Origin of the sequence: Paenibacillus sp. p3-SID867 (assembly GCF_025142895.1) — a bacterium.
Taxonomy (GTDB): domain Bacteria; phylum Bacillota; class Bacilli; order Paenibacillales; family Paenibacillaceae; genus Paenibacillus_AQ.
Map to the genome: position 1 here is coordinate 58607 of NZ_JAMBDM010000021.1, position 27000 is coordinate 85606.

At 42.1% G+C, this 27000-nt stretch carries 28 protein-coding genes; 6 read left to right on the forward strand and 22 right to left on the reverse strand.

Annotated elements, in window-relative coordinates; translation table 11 throughout:
- Positions 1-2 precede the first annotated feature (2 nt).
- The 5 genes from M4D81_RS29315 to M4D81_RS29335 all read right to left on the reverse strand — a co-directional run bounded on the left by M4D81_RS29315 (position 3) and on the right by M4D81_RS29335 (position 3956).
- Complete coding sequence (locus M4D81_RS29315) at positions 3-206, reverse strand: heavy-metal-associated domain-containing protein (protein WP_071222026.1); 204 nt, start codon at positions 204-206, stop codon at positions 3-5.
- Positions 181-693, reverse strand: a complete 513-nt coding sequence (locus M4D81_RS29320) for a nitrite reductase (protein WP_260069042.1) — start codon at positions 691-693, stop codon at positions 181-183. Before M4D81_RS29320 ends, M4D81_RS29315 begins: the two co-directional genes overlap by 26 nt.
- Before the next feature lie 27 nt (positions 694-720).
- Positions 721-3159 carry a heavy metal translocating P-type ATPase gene (locus M4D81_RS29325; RefSeq protein ID WP_260069043.1) on the reverse strand — a complete coding sequence of 813 codons (2439 nt, stop codon included), beginning with the start codon at positions 3157-3159 and terminating at the stop codon, positions 721-723.
- Between the two features lie 33 nt (positions 3160-3192).
- A complete protein-coding gene (locus M4D81_RS29330) occupies positions 3193-3393 on the reverse strand; it encodes a copper ion binding protein (protein WP_036638843.1) in 201 nt (66 codons plus the stop codon).
- A 227-nt stretch (positions 3394-3620) separates the two neighbouring features.
- Complete coding sequence (locus M4D81_RS29335; RefSeq protein ID WP_036638840.1) at positions 3621-3956, reverse strand: metal-sensitive transcriptional regulator; 336 nt, start codon at positions 3954-3956, stop codon at positions 3621-3623.
- 326 nt (positions 3957-4282) lie between these two features.
- Here M4D81_RS29335 and M4D81_RS29340 point away from each other — a divergent pair, with 326 nt between their 5' ends.
- A complete protein-coding gene (locus M4D81_RS29340) occupies positions 4283-4513 on the forward strand; it encodes an SHOCT domain-containing protein (RefSeq protein WP_225595920.1) in 231 nt (76 codons plus the stop codon).
- Positions 4514-4787: 274 nt separating this feature from the next.
- Here the strand turns inward: M4D81_RS29340 and M4D81_RS29345 are convergent, their stop codons facing one another.
- The 3 genes from M4D81_RS29345 to M4D81_RS29355 form a co-directional block, all read right to left on the reverse strand.
- Positions 4788-5852, reverse strand: a complete 1065-nt coding sequence (locus M4D81_RS29345) for a flavin-containing monooxygenase (protein WP_036638496.1) — start codon at positions 5850-5852, stop codon at positions 4788-4790.
- A gap of 20 nt (positions 5853-5872) precedes the next feature.
- Entirely contained in the window at positions 5873-7117 is a 1245-nt protein-coding gene (locus tag M4D81_RS29350) for an MFS transporter (RefSeq protein WP_260069044.1), read from the reverse strand.
- A gap of 228 nt (positions 7118-7345) precedes the next feature.
- Complete coding sequence (locus M4D81_RS29355) at positions 7346-7741, reverse strand: MerR family transcriptional regulator (RefSeq protein ID WP_036638494.1); 396 nt, start codon at positions 7739-7741, stop codon at positions 7346-7348.
- A 283-nt stretch (positions 7742-8024) separates the two neighbouring features.
- On the opposite strand from M4D81_RS29355, the gene M4D81_RS29360 reads away from it, so the two are divergent.
- The 3 genes from M4D81_RS29360 (at position 8025) to M4D81_RS29370 (ending at position 10048) form a co-directional block, all read left to right on the forward strand.
- Entirely contained in the window at positions 8025-8360 is a 336-nt protein-coding gene (locus M4D81_RS29360) for a hypothetical protein (protein WP_225595923.1), read from the forward strand.
- Between the two features lie 185 nt (positions 8361-8545).
- Positions 8546-9532 carry an arsenic resistance protein gene (locus M4D81_RS29365; RefSeq protein WP_036638493.1) on the forward strand — a complete coding sequence of 329 codons (987 nt, stop codon included), beginning with the start codon at positions 8546-8548 and terminating at the stop codon, positions 9530-9532.
- 51 nt (positions 9533-9583) lie between these two features.
- A complete protein-coding gene (locus tag M4D81_RS29370) occupies positions 9584-10048 on the forward strand; it encodes a putative iron-sulfur cluster-binding metallochaperone (RefSeq protein ID WP_076152817.1) in 465 nt (154 codons plus the stop codon).
- Positions 10049-10291: 243 nt separating this feature from the next.
- On the opposite strand, the gene M4D81_RS29375 is transcribed toward M4D81_RS29370, so the two are convergent.
- The 12 genes from M4D81_RS29375 to M4D81_RS29430 all read right to left on the reverse strand — a co-directional run bounded on the left by M4D81_RS29375 (position 10292) and on the right by M4D81_RS29430 (position 22490).
- Positions 10292-10726, reverse strand: coding sequence for a protein-tyrosine phosphatase family protein (locus tag M4D81_RS29375; protein WP_260069045.1), 435 nt, complete (start codon positions 10724-10726; stop codon positions 10292-10294).
- Positions 10727-10752: 26 nt separating this feature from the next.
- Positions 10753-11037 (reverse strand): iron-sulfur cluster assembly accessory protein, encoded by a 285-nt coding sequence (locus M4D81_RS29380; RefSeq protein WP_036638488.1) that lies wholly within the window; start codon positions 11035-11037, stop codon positions 10753-10755.
- A gap of 36 nt (positions 11038-11073) precedes the next feature.
- The gene (gene arsA / locus M4D81_RS29385; RefSeq protein WP_260069063.1) at positions 11074-12837 is read right to left on the reverse strand and encodes an arsenical pump-driving ATPase; all 1764 of its coding nucleotides are present in this window, start codon (positions 12835-12837) and stop codon (positions 11074-11076) included.
- Positions 12838-12860: 23 nt separating this feature from the next.
- Positions 12861-13220, reverse strand: a complete 360-nt coding sequence (gene arsD / locus M4D81_RS29390) for an arsenite efflux transporter metallochaperone ArsD (RefSeq protein ID WP_036638485.1) — start codon at positions 13218-13220, stop codon at positions 12861-12863.
- Positions 13221-13283: 63 nt separating this feature from the next.
- Positions 13284-13703 (reverse strand): arsenate reductase (thioredoxin), encoded by a 420-nt coding sequence (arsC, locus tag M4D81_RS29395; protein WP_028407113.1) that lies wholly within the window; start codon positions 13701-13703, stop codon positions 13284-13286.
- Between the two features lie 27 nt (positions 13704-13730).
- A complete protein-coding gene (locus M4D81_RS29400) occupies positions 13731-15026 on the reverse strand; it encodes an arsenic transporter (protein WP_260069046.1) in 1296 nt (431 codons plus the stop codon).
- A gap of 110 nt (positions 15027-15136) precedes the next feature.
- Entirely contained in the window at positions 15137-15460 is a 324-nt protein-coding gene (locus tag M4D81_RS29405; RefSeq protein ID WP_053493525.1) for an ArsR/SmtB family transcription factor, read from the reverse strand.
- 360 nt (positions 15461-15820) lie between these two features.
- Positions 15821-18148, reverse strand: coding sequence for a bifunctional glutamate--cysteine ligase GshA/glutathione synthetase GshB (gene gshAB / locus M4D81_RS29410; RefSeq protein ID WP_260069047.1), 2328 nt, complete (start codon positions 18146-18148; stop codon positions 15821-15823).
- A gap of 27 nt (positions 18149-18175) precedes the next feature.
- Positions 18176-19519 (reverse strand): MATE family efflux transporter, encoded by a 1344-nt coding sequence (locus M4D81_RS29415; RefSeq protein ID WP_260069048.1) that lies wholly within the window; start codon positions 19517-19519, stop codon positions 18176-18178.
- A 158-nt stretch (positions 19520-19677) separates the two neighbouring features.
- Positions 19678-20640, reverse strand: a complete 963-nt coding sequence (trxB, locus tag M4D81_RS29420) for a thioredoxin-disulfide reductase (protein ID WP_260069049.1) — start codon at positions 20638-20640, stop codon at positions 19678-19680.
- A gap of 68 nt (positions 20641-20708) precedes the next feature.
- On the reverse strand, positions 20709-22115 hold the full coding sequence (locus M4D81_RS29425; RefSeq protein ID WP_260069050.1) for an NAD(P)-binding domain-containing protein: 1407 nt from the start codon (positions 22113-22115) through the stop codon (positions 20709-20711).
- A gap of 60 nt (positions 22116-22175) precedes the next feature.
- Positions 22176-22490 (reverse strand): ArsR/SmtB family transcription factor, encoded by a 315-nt coding sequence (locus M4D81_RS29430; protein WP_260069051.1) that lies wholly within the window; start codon positions 22488-22490, stop codon positions 22176-22178.
- Positions 22491-22703: 213 nt separating this feature from the next.
- On the opposite strand from M4D81_RS29430, the gene M4D81_RS29435 reads away from it, so the two are divergent.
- Together M4D81_RS29435 and M4D81_RS29440 are read left to right on the forward strand one after the other, a co-directional pair.
- Positions 22704-23153, forward strand: coding sequence for a MarR family winged helix-turn-helix transcriptional regulator (locus tag M4D81_RS29435; RefSeq protein ID WP_260069052.1), 450 nt, complete (start codon positions 22704-22706; stop codon positions 23151-23153).
- A 225-nt stretch (positions 23154-23378) separates the two neighbouring features.
- Positions 23379-23873, forward strand: a complete 495-nt coding sequence (locus M4D81_RS29440; protein WP_260069053.1) for an arsinothricin resistance N-acetyltransferase ArsN1 family A — start codon at positions 23379-23381, stop codon at positions 23871-23873.
- Between the two features lie 1044 nt (positions 23874-24917).
- Here M4D81_RS29440 and M4D81_RS29445 read toward each other — a convergent pair.
- Both M4D81_RS29445 and M4D81_RS29450 read right to left on the reverse strand, forming a co-directional pair.
- Complete coding sequence (locus M4D81_RS29445; protein WP_260069054.1) at positions 24918-25097, reverse strand: hypothetical protein; 180 nt, start codon at positions 25095-25097, stop codon at positions 24918-24920.
- Between the two features lie 650 nt (positions 25098-25747).
- Positions 25748-26998 carry a toprim domain-containing protein gene (locus M4D81_RS29450; RefSeq protein ID WP_260069055.1) on the reverse strand — a complete coding sequence of 417 codons (1251 nt, stop codon included), beginning with the start codon at positions 26996-26998 and terminating at the stop codon, positions 25748-25750.
- Positions 26999-27000 lie beyond the last annotated feature (2 nt).

The window sequence follows — 27000 nt, forward strand, 5'->3', positions numbered from 1 at the left end:
CCTTAATTCGTTACTTCATAGCCCTTACTCCGGATAACTTCCTGAATATCGTTCAACTGTAATTTCGACTCATCATATTGAACGTGGACAGTACCTTCATCAAAATCGACTTTGCCTTCAACACCGATCTGATCAAGGGAGCCTTCTATAGATTTGACACAGGAACGACATGTCATTCCATCAACTTTCATTTTTGCTTCTTGCATTTTTTTCACCTCCTTTCACGTTTTTACTAGTTTTAAGGCCCTTGGGCTCACCGCCGACGTAAATATCGAACTTATCCCGCATTTTTACGATGCCAATATCTTTGAGCAAAGGTTCACTCGTACCCAGGGCGCAACCCGCATAACCAATCTTCAAAGGTGTTGGTGTATTTATCCCCGATATAACTTCATTTAGGGCACGAGCCGTTTCTAACCCCGCTGTTTCTGCCCCTTTACAAAAATTGCAGACAATCAAACTTTTGGTAACAGAGCCTGCAGGATACACTTCAAGGCCAATTTTCTTTAATTCCTCTTCAATACGATCTTTCTGGTCAATAGGAATATCCATATAAAGTTGCCGGAACGGCGTCATTTCAATTTGTACGTCATCCCCCCCGATGCTCCCTATTTTGGAAAACTGCTCAGGAGTAAAGATATTTCCTCCTATTTGGATGCTAGGGCTAATCGCAATCCTTACTCTTTCTCCCATGACAACCTCCATTAAAAGAGATATTTATTATTGATTACGCACTTTTACACGTTGCAGCCGGAGCGCGTTGAGAACAACGGATACGGAGCTCAGTGCCATTGCAGCTCCTGCCACCCAAGGTGCCAATAAACCGATCGCTGCGATTGGAATTCCAAGTGTGTTGTAACCAAGAGCCCAGAATAAGTTTTGTTTAATATTACTCATCGTTTTGCGACTCATATAGATTGCATCCGGAATGCTGGAGAGATCTCCCCGCATGAGCGTTACATCTGCAGCTTCCATCGCTACATCTGTACCCGTTCCAATTGCCATCCCGATGTCAGCTGTCGCCAAAGCAGGCGCATCATTGATTCCATCACCTACCATAGCTACTGTCTTGCCTTGGGCTTGCAATTTCTTCACTTCTTCTGCTTTTCCTTCAGGCAAAACTTCTGCTCGAACATGATCAATGCCGACCTGCGCTGCAATAGCATTTGCCGTCCGTTCATTGTCGCCCGTAATCATAATCACTTGGATACCCATTTCTTTCAAACGGTGAACTGCTGCCTTTGATGTTTCTTTAATCGTATCCGCTACAGCAACCATACCTTCATATTGGTTATTGATCGCAATAAGCATGGCTGTTTTTCCGGCTTCCTCCAAGCGAGCCATCGTATCATATGCATGCTTAGCATCCACCCCATATTTGTCCATCAACCTGCGAGTACCGATAAGAAGTTGATTCCCTTCTACGACGGCCTTAATTCCAAATCCAGGGATGGCTTCAAAAGAATCTGTACCAGGAAACTCAATATTTTTATCCTGTATTCCTGCAACAATTGCTTCTGCTAAAGGGTGCTCCGAATTTTTCTCTGCTGCACCGACCAGCCGCAAAAATGTTGTCTCATCTCCTTCGGATAAAACATCCGTGAGCTCTGGCTTACCTTTCGTAACCGTACCGGTCTTGTCAAGTATGATGGCGTCGATCTTATGGGTTTGTTCCAGATGCTCGCCACCTTTAAACAAAATGCCTAGTTCTGCAGCGCGACCGGATCCAGCCATAATCGATGTCGGCGTAGCTAAACCGAGTGCACATGGGCAAGCAATGACAAGAATTGCAATCGCTTTTTCTAATGCTTCTGCAAAATCGCCTGGGGTCACGAAGAAGTACCAAATCAAGAAGGCCACAACCGCTATTCCAACAACAATTGGGACAAAAATTCCTGAGATCACATCCGCCACCCGTTGAATCGGAGCTTTCGAGCCCTGTGCTTCTTCTACAACCTTAATGATCTGTGCAAGCGCTGTTTCCTTACCAACTTTTGTTGCTTTAATTCGCAACATGCCATTTTTGTTAATCGTTGCTCCGATGACCATGTCGCCTTCTCTTTTCTCAACTGGGAGACTCTCACCAGTTAACATGGATTCATCCACGGACGATAGACCTTCCAGCACCTGACCATCCACCGGCACCTTATCACCAGGACGTACAAGCACCACATCTCCTACAATTACCTCATCTACCGGAATCGAAAGCTCTTGACCATCACGAACAACTAATGCCGTCTTGGCTTGCAATCCCATCAATGATTTAATGGCTTCAGAGGTTCGGCCTTTTGCTAGTGATTCAAATAATTTCCCTGTGATAACCAGTGTGATCAGAACTGCACTTGTTTCGAAGTACAGTGATGGTCCATGGTGCATACCCGCGCCGTTAATGAACCATTCAATCGTAAGATACAAACTGTAAAAATATGCAGCTGAAGTCCCGAGCGATATCAATACGTCCATATTTGCGCTGCGATTACGTAGTGCTTTATAAGCACCTACATAAAAAGGTTTACCGATATAGAACTGAACAGGGGTCGCCAAGATCAACTGAAACCATGGATTCATGAAAATCTCTGGTGTATAAATCCATGAAGTGAATGAAAAATGAGCAACCATCGTCCATAAAAGCGGTAATGAAAGTAAGGCTGAGATAAGTAATTTCTGTTTCTGCTGGCGTAATTCTTTTTCACGACGATCACCTGTGTTCGCATGATCTTCTTTCGAAATTGCTTTATATCCAATTTGTTTAACCTTGTTTTGCATCTCGGTGATGGATACTTCTCCAGGTGAGTATTCTACCCGTGCTGTTTCCATTGCAAAGTTGACAGTAGCATTCGTAACGCCTGGCAGCTTGCTTAAGCTTTTCTCGATTCGATTCGCACATGCTGCACAGGTCATACCTTCCAGTTTAAATTGAGCAACTTCCTTAGCCGTACCGTAGCCCAATTTCTTAATTGTCTCTTCAAGAATGTCAGTATCAACTCTTGTTGGATCATACGATATACTAGCTTTTTCGAGAGCGAAATTTACGTTAGCCGTATCTACACCCTCCAATTTATTTAATCCCTTCTCAATTCGATTGGCACACGCCGCACAAGTCATCCCAGTGATTTGCAAAGTTGATTGTTTTTTTTGGTTCGTTGCTACTGCTTCCATAAATGGTTCCCACCTTCACTTTACACATTGGATTTATTTTACGTCGTATCCCTGTTCTTCAATGGTTTCTTTAATTTGTTCAATCTTGATATGACTCTCGTCGAACGACACATCTACCGTATTGTTTTTGAGATCAACTTTTCCCTTCACACCAATTTCCTTGAGTGCCCCTTCAATCGTATTGACGCAATGCTGGCAGCTCATTCCTTCTACTTCTAATGTCATGTTTTTCATTTTCATCATTACATCCCTTCATTGGTTGTTATTAATGGTTTAAATTATCTTTTTATTACTACATGTTACATCGTGATCTAACATTAATTGCCAATGTCATTTCTTGAACTTAGTATACCCCCGTACCCTATATTTAGTCAACACCTTTTTAATTTTATTTTTTATATTCCCCAGCCAATTAAAGATTGATAAGAAAAAAGCAGCATCACTGCTGCTTCTAAGAATTGTTATTTCATTAATTTGTTCATGGTCGTTAACAGCTCCGTTAATACTTCTGTATCGCCTTCTTGTATTCGATCGATAACACAACTTCTCATGTGATGTTCAAGCAAAAGCTTCCCGACGCCGTTTAGAGCTGATTGGACCGAGGCAATCTGATTTAATACATCGTCACAATAAGTGTCTTTATCAATTAAGCCCTTAATGCCTCTTACTTGCCCCTCGATCCGGTTCAAACGAGAAACTATGCTGTTTTTCACTTTATCTGAGTGATGGCTCTTACGCCCACAATCCTCAGTTGAACAGTGGCTAGATTGTACACTCGATTGATCTACCAGTTCCATGTTAATGCTCATTTAATCTCTCCTCCTTCATGTTAATATACTCTCCCACCCTATACAAAAATAAACGGTATTCACTTTGATAAGGAATTTGAAACTGAGATTGTTGCTGTGAAATTCCTAATACAATATTTACTTGATACTCCGAATATATAGCCCCCCACCCTATATTGTCAAGCAAAACCTGCACACCATTTTCTACACATAAAAAATTTATGCAAAAGGCCCTTCACTTTTTTTAAGATTTAAAAATGAATAACAAGTGAACGAATAAATTTTTCAAAATTTAAGAATCCTTAGACTGGGAGGTGTTCACACTGATAGATGGAATGATGATCGATCGTTCGATGATGATTTTGATGTGTGCTATGATGTGTATCGGGGCGCTTATCTTTATACTGATTGTTGGAGCGACCGTTTACGTTGTTGCTCGATTGCTGATGATGAAAAGCCGTGTTGTGGATCGCCCCTTGATGATGCTGAAAGAACGGTACGTTAGAGGCGAAATTAATGACGATGAATATTTGCGAATGAGAAAAGTCATCCATTACGTGAAATAAGGGAGCACCTGCCTGGATGAAATTTTGTATCTAATCGCTCTTGTTGCAGGGTTTGACGGGGCATTTGGGTTATGGAGATATTTCTGATGAGACAAGAATGCGTTCATCCGGATATTGCTCATAAAGATCATTAACTATTATATGATCCTTGCCTTCCAGTTCTTCATTCCAACGCTTGTTGATTTTTGAATGCTGAATTTAGGGATGAGCAATAAGCACAAGAGAATTTTCATTGGGATCCCCTTCTCTCCTCATGTTGCATTTTAACTAGCCATTACTCCGCATAAGGAACAATTGTATTCTTCTGAATATGTTTCACAGCATACTTTGCATCCGAACCAACACCGCGGAGGGTCGCTGAGGCAAAGGATCGCTGCCCGGATAGGCCCACAAAGTATAAACCGAGTACAACCGTACTGACGCCGCGGTCTTGTAATGGATCTCCCTTAGCATCTAGCCCTCCCAGGTCCTTAATAAAGGAAAGATTGGAATGAAACCCAGTTGCAAAAATAACGCTATCCACCTTCTCTTTAGAACCATCTGGCCAAATCACCCCATCTTCATAAAACGAAGTAAACATGATCTTTTGCTTTGGGTTGCCATCCTTCAACCTTTGTTTGTACCCATCCAGGTCCATAACGGAAGATGCGTTGGCTAATGACTTCCCTATCCGCCAGTGGGAATCGATACCGGTGATAATAAACCAAAAATGAATGTCCTTTCCTAGAAAACGCTGCGGCACAAGCGAGACCTGCTCGCGAACAGCTAACGTGGTATGGGCTTTATCTGCTAACTCCATCGCGATTTGTACAGCTGAGTTTCCCCTGCCGACAACGATAACAGATTGATCCCTGAAGGCATCAGGTGTCTTATACACCGCGGAATGTATGATTGTACCTTTGAAATCTTCTTGTCCAGGTATCGATGGAATATATGGCTTGTTAAAAGAACCGGTAGCGCAAATCACGTTGCGTGCAGTATAGGTTTCTCCCGAAGTCGTACGAACTTGAAAAACACCTGATTCTTTAGAAACTTGCTCAACACGTTGATGAAAGGCAATCGGTAACTGAAAGTGAGACGCATAGTTTTTTAGGTATTGAACAACCTCATCTCGATTAGGATATCGGTCACCTGGAGACGGTATGGATAGTCCCGGTAAGGATGAATATTTAGCCGGCGAAAACAGCTTTAAACTATCGTAGTAATTCGGCCACGACCCTGCAGCTTCCCCACTTGCTTCCAAAATTAAAAAGGATAAACCTCTTTGTTTCAGGTGATACCCTGATGCTAATCCCGATTGCCCGCCACCAATGACTAGGACATCTAAAACATGATTCATTGTCATTCTCTCCTCTCACGTTATGTATGATTATCAACATCAATTAGGATTTCATTTTTTCGATTCCTCTTCTTCACTCGAAGCAATACGAATCCACACAATACTAACAATAGAGCAGCTCCAACATTCAAGAAGGTATCTCCAATTACAGAGAGCAATGTGAAACCCAGAAATGGACCTAGCGCAGCACCTATATCAACCGTCATGGAATACGAAGATACGACGTAATGTTTATTGGATGAATCAGCTGCATATTGAGCGGCATCAGTATCTAATAATGTAGTTACGATTGAAGATACGAGAAGTAATAAGATCAGCGTTGAGAGCCACACAACAGTTTGGAGATGGAATGCGATGATAACAAAAAGAATACCCACCGCCATGATACTTCCCGTTAACCATTCTGTTCTCGACTGCCTGATATCACTAAACCTTCCAACCCAATAACCAAGGAAAGGATCCGCAGCTAATTTGAGGGTGAGTAATATTCCTGTTAACGTTGCAGCACTAATCGAACTTAATAAAGATAAAGCACTAAAATCCCGCATTTCTATCCAGTAGCTTAGTGTCGATTTCACGTACCCTTGGAATAATAAAGAAATCACAAATCCGGTTAGTAGAAGTACAATGAAACGTCGATCCTTAACCATGAACAGCAGTGCTTTCGAATTTTTGTTCTCTACATGCTGCACTACACCTCGACTGCTTGTTTTGATAGCTAACAAAAGCGGAAAAGTTAAAGCACTGAGGATCGCGAAACCGATTAACACCGACGAAGTATCAAAGCTTTCAGATAATAAGGAACCTACAACCATTCCGATAACGACACCAGCACCGGCAATCCCATTAAACAAACCTGTTAGTTTCCCTGGCTGCTTGCTCTCCGTAACAGCTTCAACCACTAATAACTGCCCGGCTTGCTTAATGAAAGCCCATGCCACTCCCCACACACATCTAGCGATCAAGAGCGCGATAAATTCATTAAAGTAACCATAAGCAAATGTAGAAACGATCGTTAGGCAGATGGCGATGAATAGACCATTTCGAACCGGATATCGTGTATAGAACCAGCCAATGAGTGGATGTATCGGTATACGAACAAACCGATTGATCGATAATAAAACCCCAATCTGCCAAAGGGCTGTTAACCCGAATTCCTCACTGTTTACCGGCAACACGGCATATAACATGGCGTCTCCAAATAAACTAACTGCTGTGATGAAGGCGGCAATGATCATGTTTTTCTCAGCCGTGCTCCGAATCATAATCAACCTCCAAATTATTTGTAAATTACAAGTAATAACTCATATAATAGGCCCCTTAGTTCACTTCCATGTGCATAATAATTAAAACCAGTCGCATTACATGTATCAAGCCTTAGATCAGTTATAACTCGAATATTTGTATTTTGCAAGTTTTTATTTTAAAATGAGTCCATTTTAAATAGCCACCTGTTCTACTGGTGGCTATCACGTATTATGCATTACATACATCTAGCACGATCCGTTATTTTGAATTTTCATTAAACATTCCGACCAAGTTAGGCATTTGCAGTTTAAGCCGTTATCTAGAATCTTTATCATGGAATTAATTAGTTTCTTCTTTTCCTCAAGTTGAGAGCGTTTCAACTTCGCCATGTGCTCCCATCGATCTGAAAGTGAATCATCCACTTCAAAACCTTCTAATAAAATGATAATTTCCTGTATCTTAAATCCTGTCTCCTGAGCGACTTTAATAAAACTTATACGGTCAAGTAGGCTCTCATCATAGCGGCGTTGGCCGCTTCTCCGTTCAGGAGCAGGCAGCAAACCGACCGATTCATAATAGCGCAAAGTTGATGCATTCATACCAGCCTTTGCCGCCAACTGACCAATGCTAAGCTTTGTCATTAAATCCCCCCTTGACTTAAAGTTACCTTTAAGTTTTATGATTTAATTATAACTCATTCTGGATAGTGAATTAATAAAATCTTAGGCTAACACGAAACTTAACTCGAGGGTGGAGCAGCCTAGAGCATTGCACATTTTTGAACCTTATGAGTAGCTGTGTGTTAGCTCTCCTTTTTGAAATATCGGTGCAGTTATTTCATCACCGCCGCCATAAGGGCAACTAAATCAATTCGTATAAAAGAAGCAGTTGTAATTCTTATGCTAATTGAAAGGGGCAAATAATATGACTAAAGAAATACCTATTTCATGTTGCTATACAGTCTTTACAAAGGAGGAACGATTTGAATACAAAAATATTTGGAGAGGATTAGAACTAAGAAGGATCAGTATTACGGAGATTGAAAAAGGATACCAACACCTATTCCCTGGTGATTCAGAAACACTACGGCTTTTGAATGAATGGATTGGCTTGGAGAGAAGATGCTGTCCTTTTTTAACTTTTACGGTGATCACAAACAATGAAGATAAAACGATCAAGCTTCAATTAACTGGGAACGAGGAAGTAAAAGCATTCTTACGAAATGAAATTGACGAAAATATAAATGTTCTTACTACGTAAAGCCAAAAAACGAATAGCGCCTGTTAACCCTATTCCTCATTACCGATCGTCTTTGTTGAGCTTTTAATTCTTGACTAGTCAGAGTAGACATGATACTTTCGCCTTTAATATAGGCATCAAGAACAGTTGTGAAGTTTAACGTTATTTTGTTGCGATAATCAAGCACAAGTGAAATGAGGATTGAAATGGTCTCAAGAGAACAGTTAGAAAGGAATCAAGTATGGCTTTATGCTCTGGTATTAATTCTTGCTACTGGCATTGGGTTATTTTGGCCTGAAACAAGCGCAAGTTTTGATCATGTGATTTCAATTGTACTTACCATATTAATGTACGGAATGTTTACGCAAATCCCTTTTTTCCGCTTAAAAGAAGCACTATCAAATCGACAGTTTATTTACGCACTACTTATGATGAATTATATAGTTGTACCTATCCTAGTCTGGGGATTAACACGGTTTCTTCCTGCTGATCCCTCTTTGCTATTGGGTGTATTTCTTGTTTTGCTTACTCCGTGTATTGACTATGTCATTGTCTTCACACACCTTGGTCGTGGGAACGAGAAGCTTGTTTTAGTTTCAACCCCCTTACTCTTTGTTACCCAAATGCTTTTATTGCCTATTTATCTATGGCTTTTTATGGGCACACAGGCAGCCGAAATTGTGAGTGTTGGACCGTTTCTCGAAGCATTCCTAGGTCTTATTGTAGTTCCTTTAGTACTTGCACTGCTTACACAATGGTGGGCAAGAAAACAGCAAACGGGAGAACGTTTTCTTGATGCTACAGCATGGCTCCCTGTGCCTTTTATGGCACTGACTCTTTTTGTTGTTGTTGCATCGCAAATCAGTAAACTATACACTTCATTTGACATTATTAGCCAAGTGATTCCAGTCTATGTAGTATATATGGTCATTACTCCAATGATCGCTCGTATCGTTTCTCGTATATTCCGATTGGATACCGGAGCAGGACGGGCACTTATTTTTAGCGCGGGGACGCGTAACTCACTAGTTGTTCTTCCTTTTGCTTTAGCTCTACCTGAGCCTCTGAACGGGTTAGTGGCAGCAGTAATCGTAACTCAGACAATAGTAGAACTTATTGGGGAATTGATTTATATTCATCTTGTTCCAAAGGTCCTTTTACGAGAAAGCGATGAAAAGAAGTTTACAAAATAGCTATGGTCTCACCCTTGCGCTCATTCAAATCACATAAGGAGTGTTGTTAAAATGGATTGCTGCAACTCATCCAACCATATAGTAGCCGTTAGAACTGATTGTCCTTCCTGTAGGGAAAAGGGTAAGAGCGTACAGCTCATTACGCTTAAATCATTGTTAAAGGCTTCTGCTCTTGAAAACATTGAGCCTAAGAACTCTTTCCTTTTTTGCTCAAGCTCTACTTGTCCTACTGTCTATTTCAGCACCGACCATTCGCAAACATTCGTTGTAAGCGACCTGAAGGTACCTGTGTACCAAAAGAACCCGAGTATGAATGTGCCCGTGTGTTACTGCTTCGATTGGACTAGGGATCGACTTCTTCAAGCGGCGGGTACCGACGAACAACCTACCAAACAAATTAAATCACATGTTCAGGCGGGTCGTTGTGGTTGCGAGGTAAACAACCCCCAAGGTTCTTGCTGTCTAGGAAACGTGAACATTTATATAGGGAGTCTTTCAGGAAGTAATCCTCGCTAAGTATAAAAACTGTTTTCGCAGGTTATTTCTTTATAAGTTAACAGCCCTTCCTGATAACAACTTCATAAAAGATCTACTCTCACCATGTTCATTCAATGCATTATCTTTTATAAGGAGGGACTTCTTAGTCCCATCCCTTTAGAAGATATTAAGAAACCTCATAACCGTAGTATTTTATTTATTTCTTCATCCCAGCCCACTTATTTGATCTGCGTGTAGAATCTAAAGTCCTCATTCTTGAAACTATGCTTCAATTATCTTTTCGAGGGATTCTCTTTGGGTCGGCTTTATTTGAATAATGTTGCGAATGCTCTGGGCCTTTTCCTCAGCTTCGGCAATGGTTTGGGCCTCTCCTAGGGCTAGCAAGGTTCCAATGGCAACGGTTCCTGTCCTTCCTTTACCTCCCCCACAATGAAAAGCAACTTTTTGGCCATTGTGATAGGCACTAACTACTTCATCGATCGCCTTTTTAAATAAAACTTCCTCGCTCTCCGTTGCATTGTCGCCCAAGGGGATCTTAATCCATTTCACGTTGGCATCTGTTGATGCGCACTCCGTGGCTTCTTCTCGAAGGTCCACCACGACTTGGACACCTTCTTGTTTTACCATTTCTTCGACATCAGCGGCTCCGCCCATATAGATCTTATCTTCATGTAGTGCATGGTATTTCTTCTCCATGTTCTTCGTTGCCTCCTATTTTCGAATTAGCAGCAGCTGCTACTGCCGCCACTGACGATTAATGCAGGACCTTCTTCATCTAGGTCAATATCCAATATAACATTCCGTACGAGGTCCGCAATCGTTGGATCGAAAGCCACTTCTATATGATTTATACGCTCGACAATGTCATTTTCCTGAGCTTTATCCAGCGTCAGCTGATAACTTGGTCCGCAACACCCAGCACCTGCATTAAAGAATCTTAACGTTGTTGTCTCAGCTTCTTTCATCATCTCTTCGATGTATGCTTTAGCCTCATCCGTAATGATCATGATGATCACTCCTTATAAGTAGAATCTTACCTGTCATTACTTCTCCGTCAGTTTTTTGAGCCGATCGTATCCCTTAATCTCCTCCGGTTCCCACGGAATAATCACGCTGTGGTTTGCCGATGCTTCTTTGATTTGTGAGATCCATTGTGCCTCCGAACTCGCTCGGCCTTGTAACACCGGATCCGTTATCTGCGTTGCAGCGAAGCTCTGATTGATCGCCCACCATTTTGTAGGGATATTTGCTCGCTTCAAGTCCTCGTTCAATCGGGAAGCCTCGTAAAAAGGCGTGGCCTCTGCCAGAGTAACAATAACTACGCTGGTCTCCTCAGGATTTCGCAGGCGCGGCAGAAGATGCTTCACCGAATTAGGAATCTCTCCAGAAGAACGTTCAATTTCCTTATGGTACTCTTGAGTTGCGTCCAAAAGCAACAGCGTATGTCCGGTTGGAGCCGTATCAATCACGACAATCTCATCCTGTGAACGCTCAACCAAGTCTGCAAAAGCTCTGAAGACAGCAATCTCCTCTGTACAAGGAGATCGTAAGTCTTCTTCCAAATAAGCAAGACCATCTTCATCTAAGGAATCGGCATTTTGGCTCAATACTTCATTACGGTACTTTTCCAGTTCGACTCTTGGGTCGACTCGACTCACCGATAAATGTTTGTTTCCTTCCTCATCTAAAATGTGGTTAAGATGTGCGGCAGGATCGGTTGTACTCAGATGTACTCGATGCCCCTGTTCAGCTAAGCCAACCGCAATAGCTGATGCGATGGTTGTCTTTCCGACACCCCCTTTTCCCATCGTAAATACAATACGTACTCCGGATGATGCTATATCACGAATGAGAGTGCTTAATGGTGGTGCTGAAATCTGTTCCACGTTTTCAGAGCTTAATGATTGTTCTATGAGTGAAAATAGTTGACGCAAATGGGTTAGTCCCGTTAGGTTATATGGAACTAAAGGTATCTCATAATGGAGAATGGTCTTTAGGTTCTCCGGCATCGCATCTAACGCGATTTGTTGGCGTTTATAGAATGCTTCTGAAATGGGATCCGGGTTTGAATGAAGAACAAAAGTGCCGTTCATAACAAGAATCTGATTATTCATTCCCGTCTCTCTTAATTCGGATGAAGCACGGGCAGCCTCCAACAGCGGTGAACGATCTGGACGCGTCACCAACACGAGTGTTGTTTGTTGTTCGTCATTCAGCGTTGCCAGTGCGTTGCTATATAGTTCCTTCTTCGACTCCAATCCTGCTAATGGACCTAAGCATGAAGCACCGTGTGTACTTTCATCTAAAAATCCGCTCCAAGCGGTAGGAAGTTGCAACAACCGAAGCGTATGCCCCGTTGGCGCTGTGTCAAAAAGAATATGGTCAAAGCCGGCTTTCAGCTCTTGATTGGTCAAAAGGGTGGAGAACTCATTGAAGGCGGCAATTTCAACCGTACAAGCACCTGAAAGTTGTTCCTCCATCGAAGCAATCACGGTATCCGGAAGTTTGCCGCGGTACGGATCAACGACCTGTGCTTTATATTTACTTGCTGCCGTCTCCGGATCTAAATTGGCGACATACAGGTTAGGCGCTCCTTGAATCTGAACAGGATGATTGGATAACGTCATACCGAAAACGTCTTGCAGATTCGACGCCGGGTCTGTGCTGACTAGCAAAACTCGCTTACCCGCATCTGCAAGGGATATGGCTGTCGCGCTCGCGGTAGAGGTCTTTCCTACTCCGCCTTTGCCCGTAAAAAAGAGATACGGCGTTAGTGGAATATCATTTGGATGAAATGATCTACTCATCATTGTGCACCTACTTCCTTCTGTCATTGCTTCGTTTTGAGCTCAATACGCAACTTCGGTTTTTTCACCAAGTCCGTCTCTGCCAATCCAGTCCAAGCACACCATTCCTCCATTGAGGGATAGCCTTGGATTTTCGTTACCTGACCGTTTAACAAAACTACCGGCAAAACTTCCGGACCTTGTTCAGTAAGCAGCTGATTGACAACACGTTTCGTAAGAAATGCATCTGGCTCACTTGCTAGGTTATAACGAGCAACATCGATGTCCTTGCTTTTTAGATTGTGGACAACGGTTGATACGCGAATCAATTCAGGGTCCACGCTTGGCCCACATACTCCTGTAGAACAACACATGGCCGGATCATAAATTTCAATGGATATCATGGTCGTTTCCCTCCTGTAATAAAGGAAGCCGAGAAAAGTTCCCGGCTCCTACGTTCTATTTGATTACTCGCCGGTTTCAGCGAACTTTTGAATACGCTCGCCGATTTGATCGCGAACGCGCTGAAAAACAGCCCATTTTTCTTCGTCGGTACCCTGAGCCTTGGCAGGATCGTCAAATCCCCAGTGCTCGCGGCGAACATGAGGAGGTGTCATCGGACAACGATCAGCAGCATCACCGCATAGGGTGACCACCAAATCGGATTGATTCAACAACACCGGATCAATGATATCCGAAGTTTGGTTCGAAATATCGATCCCCACCTCGTTCATTGCTTTGACCGCATTCGGGTTTAAGCCATGAGCTTCGATGCCGGCGCTGTAGACATTCCAATCATCTCCCAGATGTTTTTTGGCCCATCCTTCAGCCATTTGGCTGCGGCAAGAGTTGCCTGTGCACAAGAAGTACAATGTCTTTTTTTCCATCATCGTTTCTCTCCCTTATCACTTGAATTAAAGTATGGTTAGCCAGATATATAATCCTAAAAGGGTTATAAATAACGTTGGGATGGTCAATATAATCCCTGTCTTAAAGTAAGTCCCCCAGCTGATCTTCACGCCTTTGGTCGAAAGGACATGCAGCCAAAGCAAGGTGGCTAGTGAACCAATTGGTGTAATTTTGGGACCTAAATCGGAACCAATCACATTTGCATAAATTAAGGCCTCTTTGATAGCAGCCGACGTGTTTGTCGCATCGATGGCGAGTGCATCAATCATGACAGTCGGCATATTGTTCATGATGGAAGAAATAATCGCAGCAATGAAGCCCATTCCCATGGTTGCAGCAAACAGCCCTTGATCCGCTACGCTCTGTATGACACTTGCCAGAAGGTCCGTAAGACCGGCGTTACGTAAGCCATAGACCACAACATACATACCGATCGAGAAAAATACGATAGCCCACGGAGCCCCTTGAAGGACTTCTTTGGTTTGCACAGCCGGACTTTTTCTCGCCATCAGCAGGAAGAATATCGCGATGACACCAGCTACGATCGATACGGGGATACCCACAAATTCACACACAAAGTAACCGATCAGCAGCACGCTTAATACGATCCATGATAAACGGAACATCTTAGGATCTTGAATTGCCGTTGAGGGTTGTTTAAGCTGCGTCCCATCGAACTTACGCGGGATGCTCTTGCGGAAAAACAAATAAAGCACAAGGATACTGGCTACTAAAGAGAACAGATTGGGAACCAACATGCGACTGGCGTATTCGATAAACGTAATGCCGAAGAAATCGGCCGATACGATATTCACCAGGTTGCTGACTACAAGTGGCAGCGAAGTTGTGTCCGCAATAAAACCACTTGCGATGATAAAAGGGAATACCTTCTTCTCATCAAAATTCAGCGCTCGTACCATGGCAAGCACAATTGGAGTTAAGATGAGAGCCGCACCATCGTTTGCGAAAAAGGCAGCGACAACAGCTCCAAGAACGGATACATAAACAAACATCCGAATACCGTTTCCTCGAGCAGCATTCGCCATATGTAAGGCGGCCCACTCGAACAACCCGATTTTATCCAAGATCAATGAAATAATAATGATCGCGACAAAGGCGAGCGTTGCATTCCATACGATCTGGGTGACATCACATACATCCTGAAAGTCAACGACTCCCACGAGCAGTGCCAGTACAGCACCACCGCAGGCAGACCATCCAATGGATAGATTTTTAGGCTGCCAAATGACAAAAACTAAGGTAACAAGAAAAATGATGCTAGCCAGGACAACAGAAACCAATGTTCAAACCTCCAATTATACGATGACTTAATAATTAATATATAACCATATCCTTATATAAAAATAGAGATCATATTTAGCATCACTCATCCACATGCTAAATATTCCTGTTAATCACAAGCACAGTTCACTTCCTTATTCATGGATGAGAGTACTTCTTGAGCACTTGGCATCTCATTTAACACGGCTTGGATATATGGCTTATCATCAACATTCAAGGAATAATACACCCATTGGCCACGACGGGCTTCATTTACAATCCCCTGAGACTTAAGCTTTCTTAAGTGCTGGCTAATCGCTGGCTGAGACATGTCGAAAATATCGACAAATTCGCAAACACACCATTCTTTTTGCTTAAGAAGCGTTAACATCGTAAGCCTTGTTTTATCTCCAAGCAGTTTTAGCTTCTCGGCAATTTCGCTCATTTGCTCCAATAAGATTCACCCCATTCTTGTAAGATAACATCATAACCATATAATTTAATGCTTATATCTTAAACAAAAGAGTGCTTGATTTCAAGTGTCTAGAATCTGCATCCAATAATTTCTCATTGAACAACACAAGTGTCCACCCTTCCTGCAATTGTGATGGTTTGAATGATACTTCATCTCTTACCGCAAGTAGGTTTTCCACGAATGCGGTAATAAAATCTTTTCACATTATCGCTAATAACAGCAAATTATATCTCCGAATTAACGCCCCTCTTAGGGGGCAGGTCTCCCTGCCCTTCTTTCATCATCACCTTATGTCTATCTCAATTCATTCATTCATTCATTTGTCTCACCGTAATCGAACTAACCAAACAATAAATCTAGAATCTTTTCATTTGCCTTTCTATTCTTTCCGATATAAGGGTAGCAGTGTATATGGATCGCTGGGTTGAAGTTGATTTCTATGATGCTGTAATTGGTATCGGTTGCTTCTTCCTCTAAGGAATCAATCATCATATCCACACCACATATAGTCGCTCCTGCAGCTTTAGCTGATTGAATGGCAAGTTCCTTATAGCTGTACGGCATTTCATCCGTAAAATCGATACTGTCTCCTCCCGTACTAATGTTCGAATTTTCTCTTAGATAGATAACTTCCCCTTTTTGGGGTATATCGTTCCAACTCAAAGCATGGTTTTTCAAAAACATCTCTTCTGCTTCCCCTAACTGAATCTTCTCAAGGGGAGTCTTATACCCTTTACCTCGAAGTGGATCTTTATTCTTCTCATGAACTAGCTGTTCGATCGTGTGGACACCGTCACCGATGACATTTGCAGGGACACGATGCAGTACTCCTACAACCTGATCCCCCATGACCAGAAAGCGGTATTCCTTTCCTGTCATAAATTCCTCAAGAAGAACCGTTTGATCGTGCGAAAAGGCGATTTCAAACGCTTTTTTCATATCCTCTCTCGAATAATCTTGATTGAAGATCGTAATGCCCAACCCAAAATTGGTTGATTTGGGCTTTATCACAATGGGAGTACCGCGATAGGTTTCATAGGTGGACATTGCTTCATCCAAACTCTGAAACGCTTCCCCTGACGGTACACGAATTCCATGTTGTTTGAGAACTTCTTTCGTAACCACCTTATTTTCCATAATTAACACCGTACTATAGGAGTCCAAGGAAGTTTTCGTGGCTTGCTTCACATACTCTTGATGATTACCTTTTGATAGCAATACAAAGTTCTCATCCCGATCCATCCACTTAAATCGTATGCCTCGTTTCACCGCTGCCTTTAAGAGTAGTTGAGTTGATAATTCAAGATCCTCATACCCTGCAAAACGGTATCCATTTTGAATACTGTCCTGAGCGTATGTTTTTGCTTTTTCCAAATGGTATGTCAGATAAGATGATTTTTGAACGTCGGACTTCACCATAGATGCAACATTCAACTCCGTATGGAGAATCTTTTGCTTTTCATCGTCCAGAATGTGCTGAAAATCCTCATTCTTATGAAACAAAAGCTGCACCATATCCTTCATCTCATCGATAATAGCAAGTGCCATTTCCTCCATCGTGAACTGACTATATTCAGGCTCGTTTAAATAGCCTTTTAACCCCTCCATAATCACCTGATCTTGATTTACATCAGCTATCCTTTGATCTTCCTCTTGGAAGGATTCATCTACTTTAAGCAGCATAAAGAGAATAAACAAATGTATAAAGTGCATCATTTCTTTACTTATTCCAATCTTATGAAGTGGATTAATATCCATAAATCGAAGCTCCAAGTATGCTACTCCATCTTCCACAAGCTCTTGGCAGGGATTGATCCCCTTAGCGGTTTTTAAGCGAACAGGGCTGTAAAATTCCTTTACGCTCAATAATTCATTCTTTTGAATCAGTCTGTTTAAGTCATGAACATACTCTTTGGCCGAATTAAAAGAAACATAATACGACTTTTCATTCCGATAGCCACACATACTGTTCCGCAGTGAGTTCATAATCGGAAAATAATAACTTTTATTATCATGCGAATCCGCCAAGTTAACACATTGCTCGATATAGGTATTATCAAATACAGGACTTGCCCCTGTTAGATAGATGAGCAACCAACGGTACCTCATCAAGTTACGGGCTACTTTAAAGTAAATCGCATCTTTGAACTCCTTAAAGTCTTTGTGCCGCCCACCGGTCTCATATAGCTTTGCAAGAAATTTCTCATCAAACGAGAAATTATAATGAATTCCGCTTAACAATTGTCTTTTACGACCATACTTATCCGCCAATTCATTTCGATAGTCGTCCGCAATGGGATCGCTCATTTTGGCAATAGGTATTTCATTCTCTTCGGGAAGCATGGGAGGATTGCTACTAGGCCACAAATACTCTCCTTCCAATTCCACAGAAACGATGTCTTTCAAGGCTTCCATGAAATGATAAGTCTCTTCAATCGACTCGAAGGCGGGGGTTATCATCTCGATTTGACTCTCTGAGAAATCAGTTTGAATATAAGGGTTTTCCGTCTTGCTTCCAAAAGCCTTCGGGTGGGGTGTCAGTGCAAGCTTTCCATCTTGATCGACCCGTACATTTTCTTTTTCTAAACCGAAATGACCTCGAAGCAGATCATTTTGAAGTGCATTGTCGATTACAATCTGTATAAGTTCACGATTCAACAATTTCATGTTTATGACCGTCCTTTACCCTGTTCATTAAGAAATGGCAAGCGATTTATGAATACTGCGTAAAGATTTTCTAAACCAGATGACCAAAATGATCCCCTTAAAAACACTACTTAGCGTAATTGCCATCCACACCCCATTTAAACCAAACGGTTCAGATAAGAGCAAAGCCAAGGGTATTCTTAGCGCCGTAAATAAAATGCTGAAGATCGGCGGAATATGTGTTTTACCAATACCGTTAAACGCACCTACGGTCATCAGTTCCATGCACATAAATAATTGGGAGAAGCCGATAATTCGCATATAATCTTCTCCGAGCTTCATACTCGTATCATCAGATAGAAACAGCGAAAAGAGTTGCTGAGGGAACAAAATGAATATGAGCGAAATGAAAGTGCCAAATATGGAGGTCAACAGCAACGCTTTTCGATAACCCTGCTGAATTCGATCCAATCGACGTGCTCCGTAATTTTGTCCAAAAAAGGCCGCGATAGCCCCTTGTAGACCACCGATCGTCATATAGGAGATCGATTCAATTTGAATGCCAACTTTTTGAACCGCAATGGCATCAGCCCCCCACCTTACAATAATTTTAGCAATAATAATCGAAATGATCGTAAAGGTGACCCGTTGAATCGTGATCGGAACTCCCAATCGGATAACTTCTTTCATGAGACGGCTATTCCATACCGATTGTTTAGAGATCATTTCTAAGTTTTTCGCTTTCATGATAAACAGCAAAGTCACTAATACATTGGCCGTTAATGTAGCAATAGCGGCCCCTGCAACTCCCCAACCTTCAAAACTGCCGACTCCATAGATTAAAAATGGATCAAGAATAATATTTAAAATGAGACCCATTGAAAAAATATAAAAGGGTTGTTTACTGTTTCCCATTGCATTCAAAATGGTTGCATATAAGGTGTTCAGAATTGAAAATAGGGTACCTACTATCGATATCAATAGAAATTGCTTCGCCATCTGCTCAACTTTTTCACTTCCCAGATCGAAGAAACCGATCAGCTGGTCCTGGGTCAATATGATAAAAACCATGTAGAGCAGCCCTAATACAATAGACATGATAAATCCGTTTTTCACATAAGACTTAGCTTGTTCTCTCTGACCGGCCCCCATACAATGTGAGACCTTGATGCCAGTACCAATCGTTATCATGGTCGATAACGCAATCGCTAAATTAATGAAGAAGCTTGCTGTGCCAATTGCAGCAACCGGACCACTTCCTAGTCCTCCAACCCAAATCATATCCACAAGACCGTAGGTTGTAGATATAAAATTGGTTGCAATGATGGGAATCGTCAATTTCATTAAAGTAGACATAATAGGACCTTGGGTTAAATCATTCGTGCCCTTCATGATCTAGTTGCTCCTTCTTGCTCTCATGTTAAGGTAAAACCCGACCACAAGGGTCGGGGCGAAAGCCTGTTACTGAATTAAGTTGTGCCGTATCGTTTTCTTTCGAATTTGCTTTGTTGTCTTTTTAAGTGAACTCTAATTCATACATAAGCATACGCTTATACTTTAGCTAAATCTGTGACTGATTTTATAAACGCGGATTCTGCCTCTAAAAATCGTTCGCTATCTAGCGCAGCCATACATCCTGTACCTGCAGCTGTAATCGCCTGACGGTACTTCGGATCTTGTACGTCTCCGCAAGCAAAAACCCCAGGAATGTTCGTTTCGGTCGTACCAGGTTTCACACGAATATATCCAACTGGATCGGTATCGATCTGTCCTTTTAAAAATGCTGTATTGGGTGTATGACCCGTCGCAATAAAAATTCCGTCGGTCTCGATGATTTCTTCATTTCCTGTTTTTATATCCTTGACGCGCAGACCGGTAACTCCGCGATCATCGGCGATAATTTCAGTGGATTCTTTGCTAGGTGTCCAGCTTATCTTAGGATTTTGTCTTGCACGTTCCTGCATAATCTTCGAAGCACGCAGTTCATCACGACGATGAACAATCGTTACCTTGGAAGCGAACTTCGTAAGGAAATTTGCTTCTTCCATGGCAGAATCTCCTCCACCCACGACAAGCACTTCTTTATTTCGGAAAAAGAAACCATCACATGTTGCGCATGTGCTTACACCGCGTCCAATATTCTCCTTCTCGCCGGGTATGCCCCCAAGTAAATTCGCCGATGCACCCGTGGAGAGAATGATCGTTTCAGTTTGCAATTGACCCAGCCCCTCAATGGACACTCGAAACGGACGTGAAGAGAAATCCACTTCATGCACCCAACCATTCTTAAACTCAGCACCGAATCGAATCGCTTGTTTTCTCATATTATCCATGAGCTCAGGTCCCATGATTCCATCAACAAATCCAGGGAAATTTTCAACTTCTGTAGTTAATGTCAATTGGCCTCCTAGTTGTGGTCCTTCAATAACAAGCGGATTTAAATTAGCTCTGGCTAAATAAATGGCTGCCGTTAAACCTGCTGGACCCGTTCCTATAATGATTGATTTGTACATAACTCTTCACTCCTTCGTTTATTTGAGTAGGGAGAATCTTGGCTTCTGATTCTCCCCTTCTCTAATTTTTAATTGCAGCCCGTTTTAGCAGATGAAACTGGCATGCAACAATCGTTGGCATTCGGCCCACTGCTAATACCACAGACGCCGGTCTCGGGCAGCTCTAATTCAACCTTCAACGCAGCTTCCAGATCGCCATCCAGGTATGCTGCAATGGATCTTACCTGTTCGTAGCCCGTTGCCATAAGAAAGGTCGGTGCCCGGCCATAACTCTTCATGCCAACGAGATAAAAGTTCTTGTCTACATGGCGCAGCTCTTTTTCACCATGGGGTCTTACGGTTCCGCAGCTGTGTACATTGGGATCGATAAGGGGCGCAAGTGCTTCAACACTCTCCGTTGCAGGATCAATGCTGAGTCTAATCTCACTTAAGAATGAGAAATCCGGCCGGCTTCCTGTATTAACGATAATCTCATCGATTTCTTGTATCTCCTTGCTTTCACCATTTGCAGTCCCTTTGATGTGAATCCTTCTATCGTGTTTGAAAACACTCTCGATCATAAATGGAGTAACCACTTGGACTTGGCCGGCATCAATCAACTGGTGAATGTGGCTTCCAAGTGCTCCTCGTGCCTCTAATTGGTCATTCTCTTCCCCGCCATAAGCTTCTTCCACCGATTTCTTTCTCATCACCCAAATAATTTCCGTGTTCGAATCCGTCTCTTTAAGCTTGGCAAGATCCAGTAATGTGTTGATCGCCGAATGCCCGCCTCCTACAACTGCTACACGTTTCCCTGTGTACTTCTGCTTTTGTGGGGCTGATAAATCTGGAATGCCATAATAAATGTGATCTTTCAAATCAACTTCTTCACGTGTCCAAATCCCGTCCGCATGCAGCGGATTCGAATGTCCCCAGGTTCCGGACGCATCAATGACTGCCCTAGCTTCAAAGCGTTCTGTGGAGTCGTTTGTTTCAACATAAAGTACGAATGGCGCAGCTTCACGATTAGCCGATTTCATTTTGTCTGTATTCTTTTTCGATATGGAGATGACTTTGGAATTCAACATAATGTTGGGCTCCAGTTCAGGCAGTTTCGCTAAAGGCTCCAAATACTGATGCACAATCTCTTGACCGAAAGGTAGTTCTGTTAATACAGGGGGCTGCCATCCTTGCTTACGTAAAAGACGCTCAGCGGCTTTATCGATGTTATACTGCCATGGTGAAAAAAGACGTACATGTCCCCATTGTAGGATGTTTTGACCAATGCTAGATCCTTCTTCAAAAAGGATGAATTTTTGTCCTCTCTCCACCAAATGCGCTGCTGCTGCCAAACCAATCGGGCCGGCACCGATAATCGCAACCGGCAGGTTATTGTTATAGGGCGCATGCTCCTCCTTCACAGTTTCTTTAGTGTTTAACGTTACTTGGGGTGTACAACAAGAAGATGAGGCTACCTTAAATTCAATGTTTTTCATACAGAAACCCTCCCTATGTTTTTAATTCATCAACTTTTTTTGATGTATGAGATAAAAAAATTATGTTTTTGTATTAGGATAGAAAACACAGCATAGCTTTTCGGATAATAATCCTTTGATTTCTTCATCGTTTAATTGATAATAGTTCCATTTTCCGATGCGTTCCATCAATATAATATTTGCTTCTAGCAACATTTTCAGATGGTAAGACAGTTTTGATTGAGGCAGTTCCAGCATGTCGGTTAGGTCACATACACATACTTTACCTCGTTGATTTAGTTCATAAATGATTCTCAGCCGATTTTTATCAGATAGGGCTTTGAACTTTTGTTCATATAGGCTCAAAACGTCTTCTTGTATAAGGGAGACCTTCATGTTGTCACCTCATCTTTCCATCAAATTATTTTGATGTGGTCATTGTAGCAAGTCGCAGTTGAACACGTCAAGCATCAATTTTTTTTGATTTATATAGGAGTGTAATTAAAATCAAACTCCAATATACAAAAGAACTGATCACAAGCCATAGAATTTTAATACTTGCATATTGCAACTATATGTTGTATAACTATCACAAGAGGTGATTCGACAATGGAAAATGCTCGTGAGTTGTTTCAGATCATGACCCGAAGGTTTGGTCTACTTAATAAAAACTGCTGCAGTGTCGGAGGAAACGATGTCTCGTTAGTACAAAGCCATATCCTATACGAAGTGGACCGGCAGCACAATCCTTCTATGCAACAGATTGCAGATACGCTTGGAACCGACATTACAACGTTTAGCAGACAGGTACAATCCTTAATCAAAATGAATTTAGTGAAAAAAACTCAAGATCCACAGGACCGAAGAGTTTATACACTGGCTCTTACGACGGAAGGAAAGTTTATAGCGACTACCATTGATCGACAAATGAATGACTATCTTAACGAAGTATTTTCGTATATGACCGAGTTCGAAAAAGAAACCGTACTACACTCCGTCAAAATTTTTAACGAAGCGATGGCGAAATCAAATAAATGCTGCGGCCCATTATCTGAATAATAAATTTGATATATAGGAGATGAATTGCGATGTTACTCCATTCTTACGTTGCAGAGTATTTAATGAAAAGTGACCTTCACATTCAAAAAAGCCGAGAGATAACTAATAAAGAACTCAATAGAAAAAAATCTCGTATTTCATTCTCATTTTCAAGACAACCGCGAATGAATACCTGCTGTGTTTCCTGCTGCTAAGCTTATATTTCCTACATAGGAGGAACTAACATTGAAAACCACTTTGATTCGAGCAGCAGTTACTGGCGACGTGGAACGAATATTGCGCATTTATAATCAAGGAATCGAGGATCGTATAGCTACACTAGAAGTTGATCAAAAAAATATTGCATATATGAATAACTGGTTCCAGCAACACCAGGATCGTTACGCTGTCATTGTAGCTGAGTACGATAATGAAGTAATCGGCTGGGCTTCCCTCAACCCTTACTCGCAACGATGTGCTTATGACGGTGTGGCCGATCTATCCATATACATAGATCGAACCTTCAGGGGTAAAGGAGTTGGTAGCATGCTTCTAGAGCGTCTGGAGGAGATCGCTAAGGAAAAAGACTTTTATAAAATTGTGTTGTTTACATTTCCGTTCAATCAAAATGGTCAAGGCTTATATCATAAGCTTGGTTACCGTGACGTGGGAGTTTTCGAAAACCAAGGGATCTTGGATGGGAAATATGTGGATGTAAAGATCATGGAGAAGTTATTATGAATTGGATGCCTGATTGAACGATATCTATTTTTACAACCACGAACTTCTTCTACAAATCTGAACGATGTTACTCGGTTTGAGTACCGAACTAGGGTTGCTTAAGGCACCTTTATTAAGGCTCTTAACTTGACCAGAAGTAAGTTCATTTTGGCGACTTCTTACTCTAGTATAGGTTTCAAGCGCTAACACTTTGAAAAAGTGTAGAGAACAATGTGATGTGAGCAATATAGTCATCCATTTTTTTACTTTAAACCCTCCCAGTCATCAATGTTTTTTTCGAGTAATAAATAAACTTTATCTCCTGACTTAACGGCAATGGCTTTGCTTTCATCGATGTCTACTATTGAGTATATTTCCGTGCCAACATTAAACTTATTAGAGTACGTACCATGATAAGAATAAGCCTCAGAATGGGTCCTAGTTTTTACTTCACCAATTTTGTCACCGATTTTGCCAACTTTATAATCGGTTACTTTATATGTTGCTGAATTCCAATGTACGAATTCAAACGCTCAAGACTGCGATGGTTCGTACTCACCTTGACCTTCATCATTACACCCTACAATAAAGGCTAATAACAAAACCACTAAACAAAAAAGGACGTTTTTCATATTATTTACATCTCTATTCAAATACTAACATACCATTGTCTTTTGAAAAATAATGGATCATGGATGATAAAAATCAATGTAAATAATATGCTAAAAAGATCCCCTGAAGCCAGGCTTCAAGGGGTTTATCATTTAATCAGGATTTATCTAATCATCCCAATATCGATGTTCTTGTCAACTTCTGCTTATTTTTCACCTACGCGCATTGGCTCCGGACAATAATGCCCGCCGCGTTCATGGCGTTCACAAATTCTCTCAGAGACGATGATAGGTGGAGTACGTAGATCGCTGCTGCCGGCTTCGTCACACTGAGGTAGCGTTCAAAGACCGCATGTAAAAAGCTCGCAATTTCCTCGGCGGGCATGTCGTCATTCATTATGCTTCTGCGGCCGTCGGTAGCCAGGCGCTCTGAATCACTTTCTACAGCCATGTTCTACGCGGGATCCGTCACTACAAGAGCAGCTTTCACTCCGTCCTTCATTCGTCCGACATCCTCTGCGCTGGTTGCATCACCGCACTTCAATCGGTGGTCAAGCTGCCAGATTGTCTCCCTGCTGCGTTTCAGGCTTCCGGATCTCATTCTGTGCCCTTGAATGTAGAAATCACCCTCCACTACATGACATGCTCCTCAATATCAGTATCTTACGGTACCGAACTCGGCCATCAGATCACTGAGTCGAATTCTTGATAAACCAAATCCACCCCGCTAATTTGCAAATCAGCCAATAGGCCTAGCCAATGCTTTATCATCCAACCTTCTAGAGGGGTATTTCCATAAAGTGTGAAAAGAACCCCCGTGTCCTGTTACGGTTGTAAAGTAGAACAAACACCGTTCCACAATCTCATAAGGTTCTCGGGCTTCCACGAACCGCTTGGACTGTATATAGCGGATCTACTGTAATAGTGCCTTGTAGGCGCATCTCTCTTCTGGGGACTAGAATTCTGGAATGGAATCAATCGTAAATTGTTAATAAGCCTAGAAGTGAAAAGAATGAGAAGATAGCAGATATAATATCTTATTCGTAAAAAAGCCTGTCGGAATAATGGACCGACAAGCTTTTTAGTATTTAATTGCATAGACTTAGCACCAGTAACATCAATAGGTTAGTACGAATCCCCAAAAAATAATGGTCCCAGAAGTCATTAACTTCGAGACCATCAAAATTACTTCATAATTAAAATGTGAATTTCACATCTTTAATTGTACACTTCACAACTATATTGTTTAGTTCGCAACTATAATGTCATCAAACAGGAAGAATTTTAAGCCAACAGAGAGGACACCTGCGGAACATAATTTGCTCTCAGAAGATCATCGATTCCTTTACCTAAAGATGCATCCCACATCGCAAGACTCAGTGCCATATCGCTCTCTTTAGCAAAAAATTCTGCACAGAGTTCTAATGAACGTTGTACTTCTGGTGTTGTAACAGCATCAGCATCATAAGCGAGAACGACATGCCGGCAACCGAGTTGTTTAAGTGGTTCGAGAGCTAATCTGAAAGCTCCTGTTCCAGGTATAGCCATAAACGGCTTTACCATCATATCGGAAGCAAGATCTGCTTTCATTGCTCCCTCGGTGATCCAAATCTCCGAGCAGTCAATAAGGCCACTAGGATCCTCGCCTGTTTTCCAGTAAGGTAAACATGGATACGGTAACGCCAGATGGACCGGAAGCGGTCCACCTATAGAGGCTCCATTTAATTTTGAACCACTACTCCACCACCAGTACTTGGTACCTTGCTGCAAACGTACACTAAAGACGAATTGCCCTGACTTGGAATTGCATATCTTCTTATCCTTCTCTGTAAGGATCACTTCAAGGGTCTTGTCCTGGACTTGAAGCGAGCATCTCGCTCGTCTCAATCCGTTAGGGAGAGGTTCAACTTCTTCCAAGATGTTCCCTTTTATAGAACCTTCCATCGTTAATTCCAGTTTTGGCTTGTCTACACGTATCTGCCAGCCTATGATCTCATTTAAAATCGAACGAAACGGCACCATCAATCCGGTATCGCCGGCCATCGTCCAATACGGCCCATATCGTCCCTCTTGAGCGAAAAAGCCTGGAACGCCCAATAAGTCCGTATCACTGCTTATCCGACCAATGACGCCTTTAGCGACCTTGTAACGATCACGATCCGGCATAGTCCGATACTCTCTCAAACGAATGGACTGGTCATCCATCATTCGATCGTTCATCAGATGGTTAGCATGCCTAGCAGATAACGGGATTTCTCTCGTTAAGGCACGGTATACACGATTAAGATGGTCGTTTGAACGTTTTTCTACGGCATTTGAAACCTCTACCTCGATCTTTTCCGGAGGGATACGTTCCGTTAAATAATGAGTATACTGTCGGCCAATATCTGTATCCTTGAATTTATCAGATGGTACCCGCATGCAATGGACAATGGTCTGGTCCTCATTGATCCCACACCACCCTTTCTTCCCGCAAATCGGGCATTGAGACATAATCTCATACCATCCAACATGTCTTGTTCTACGTAGCCTCATGC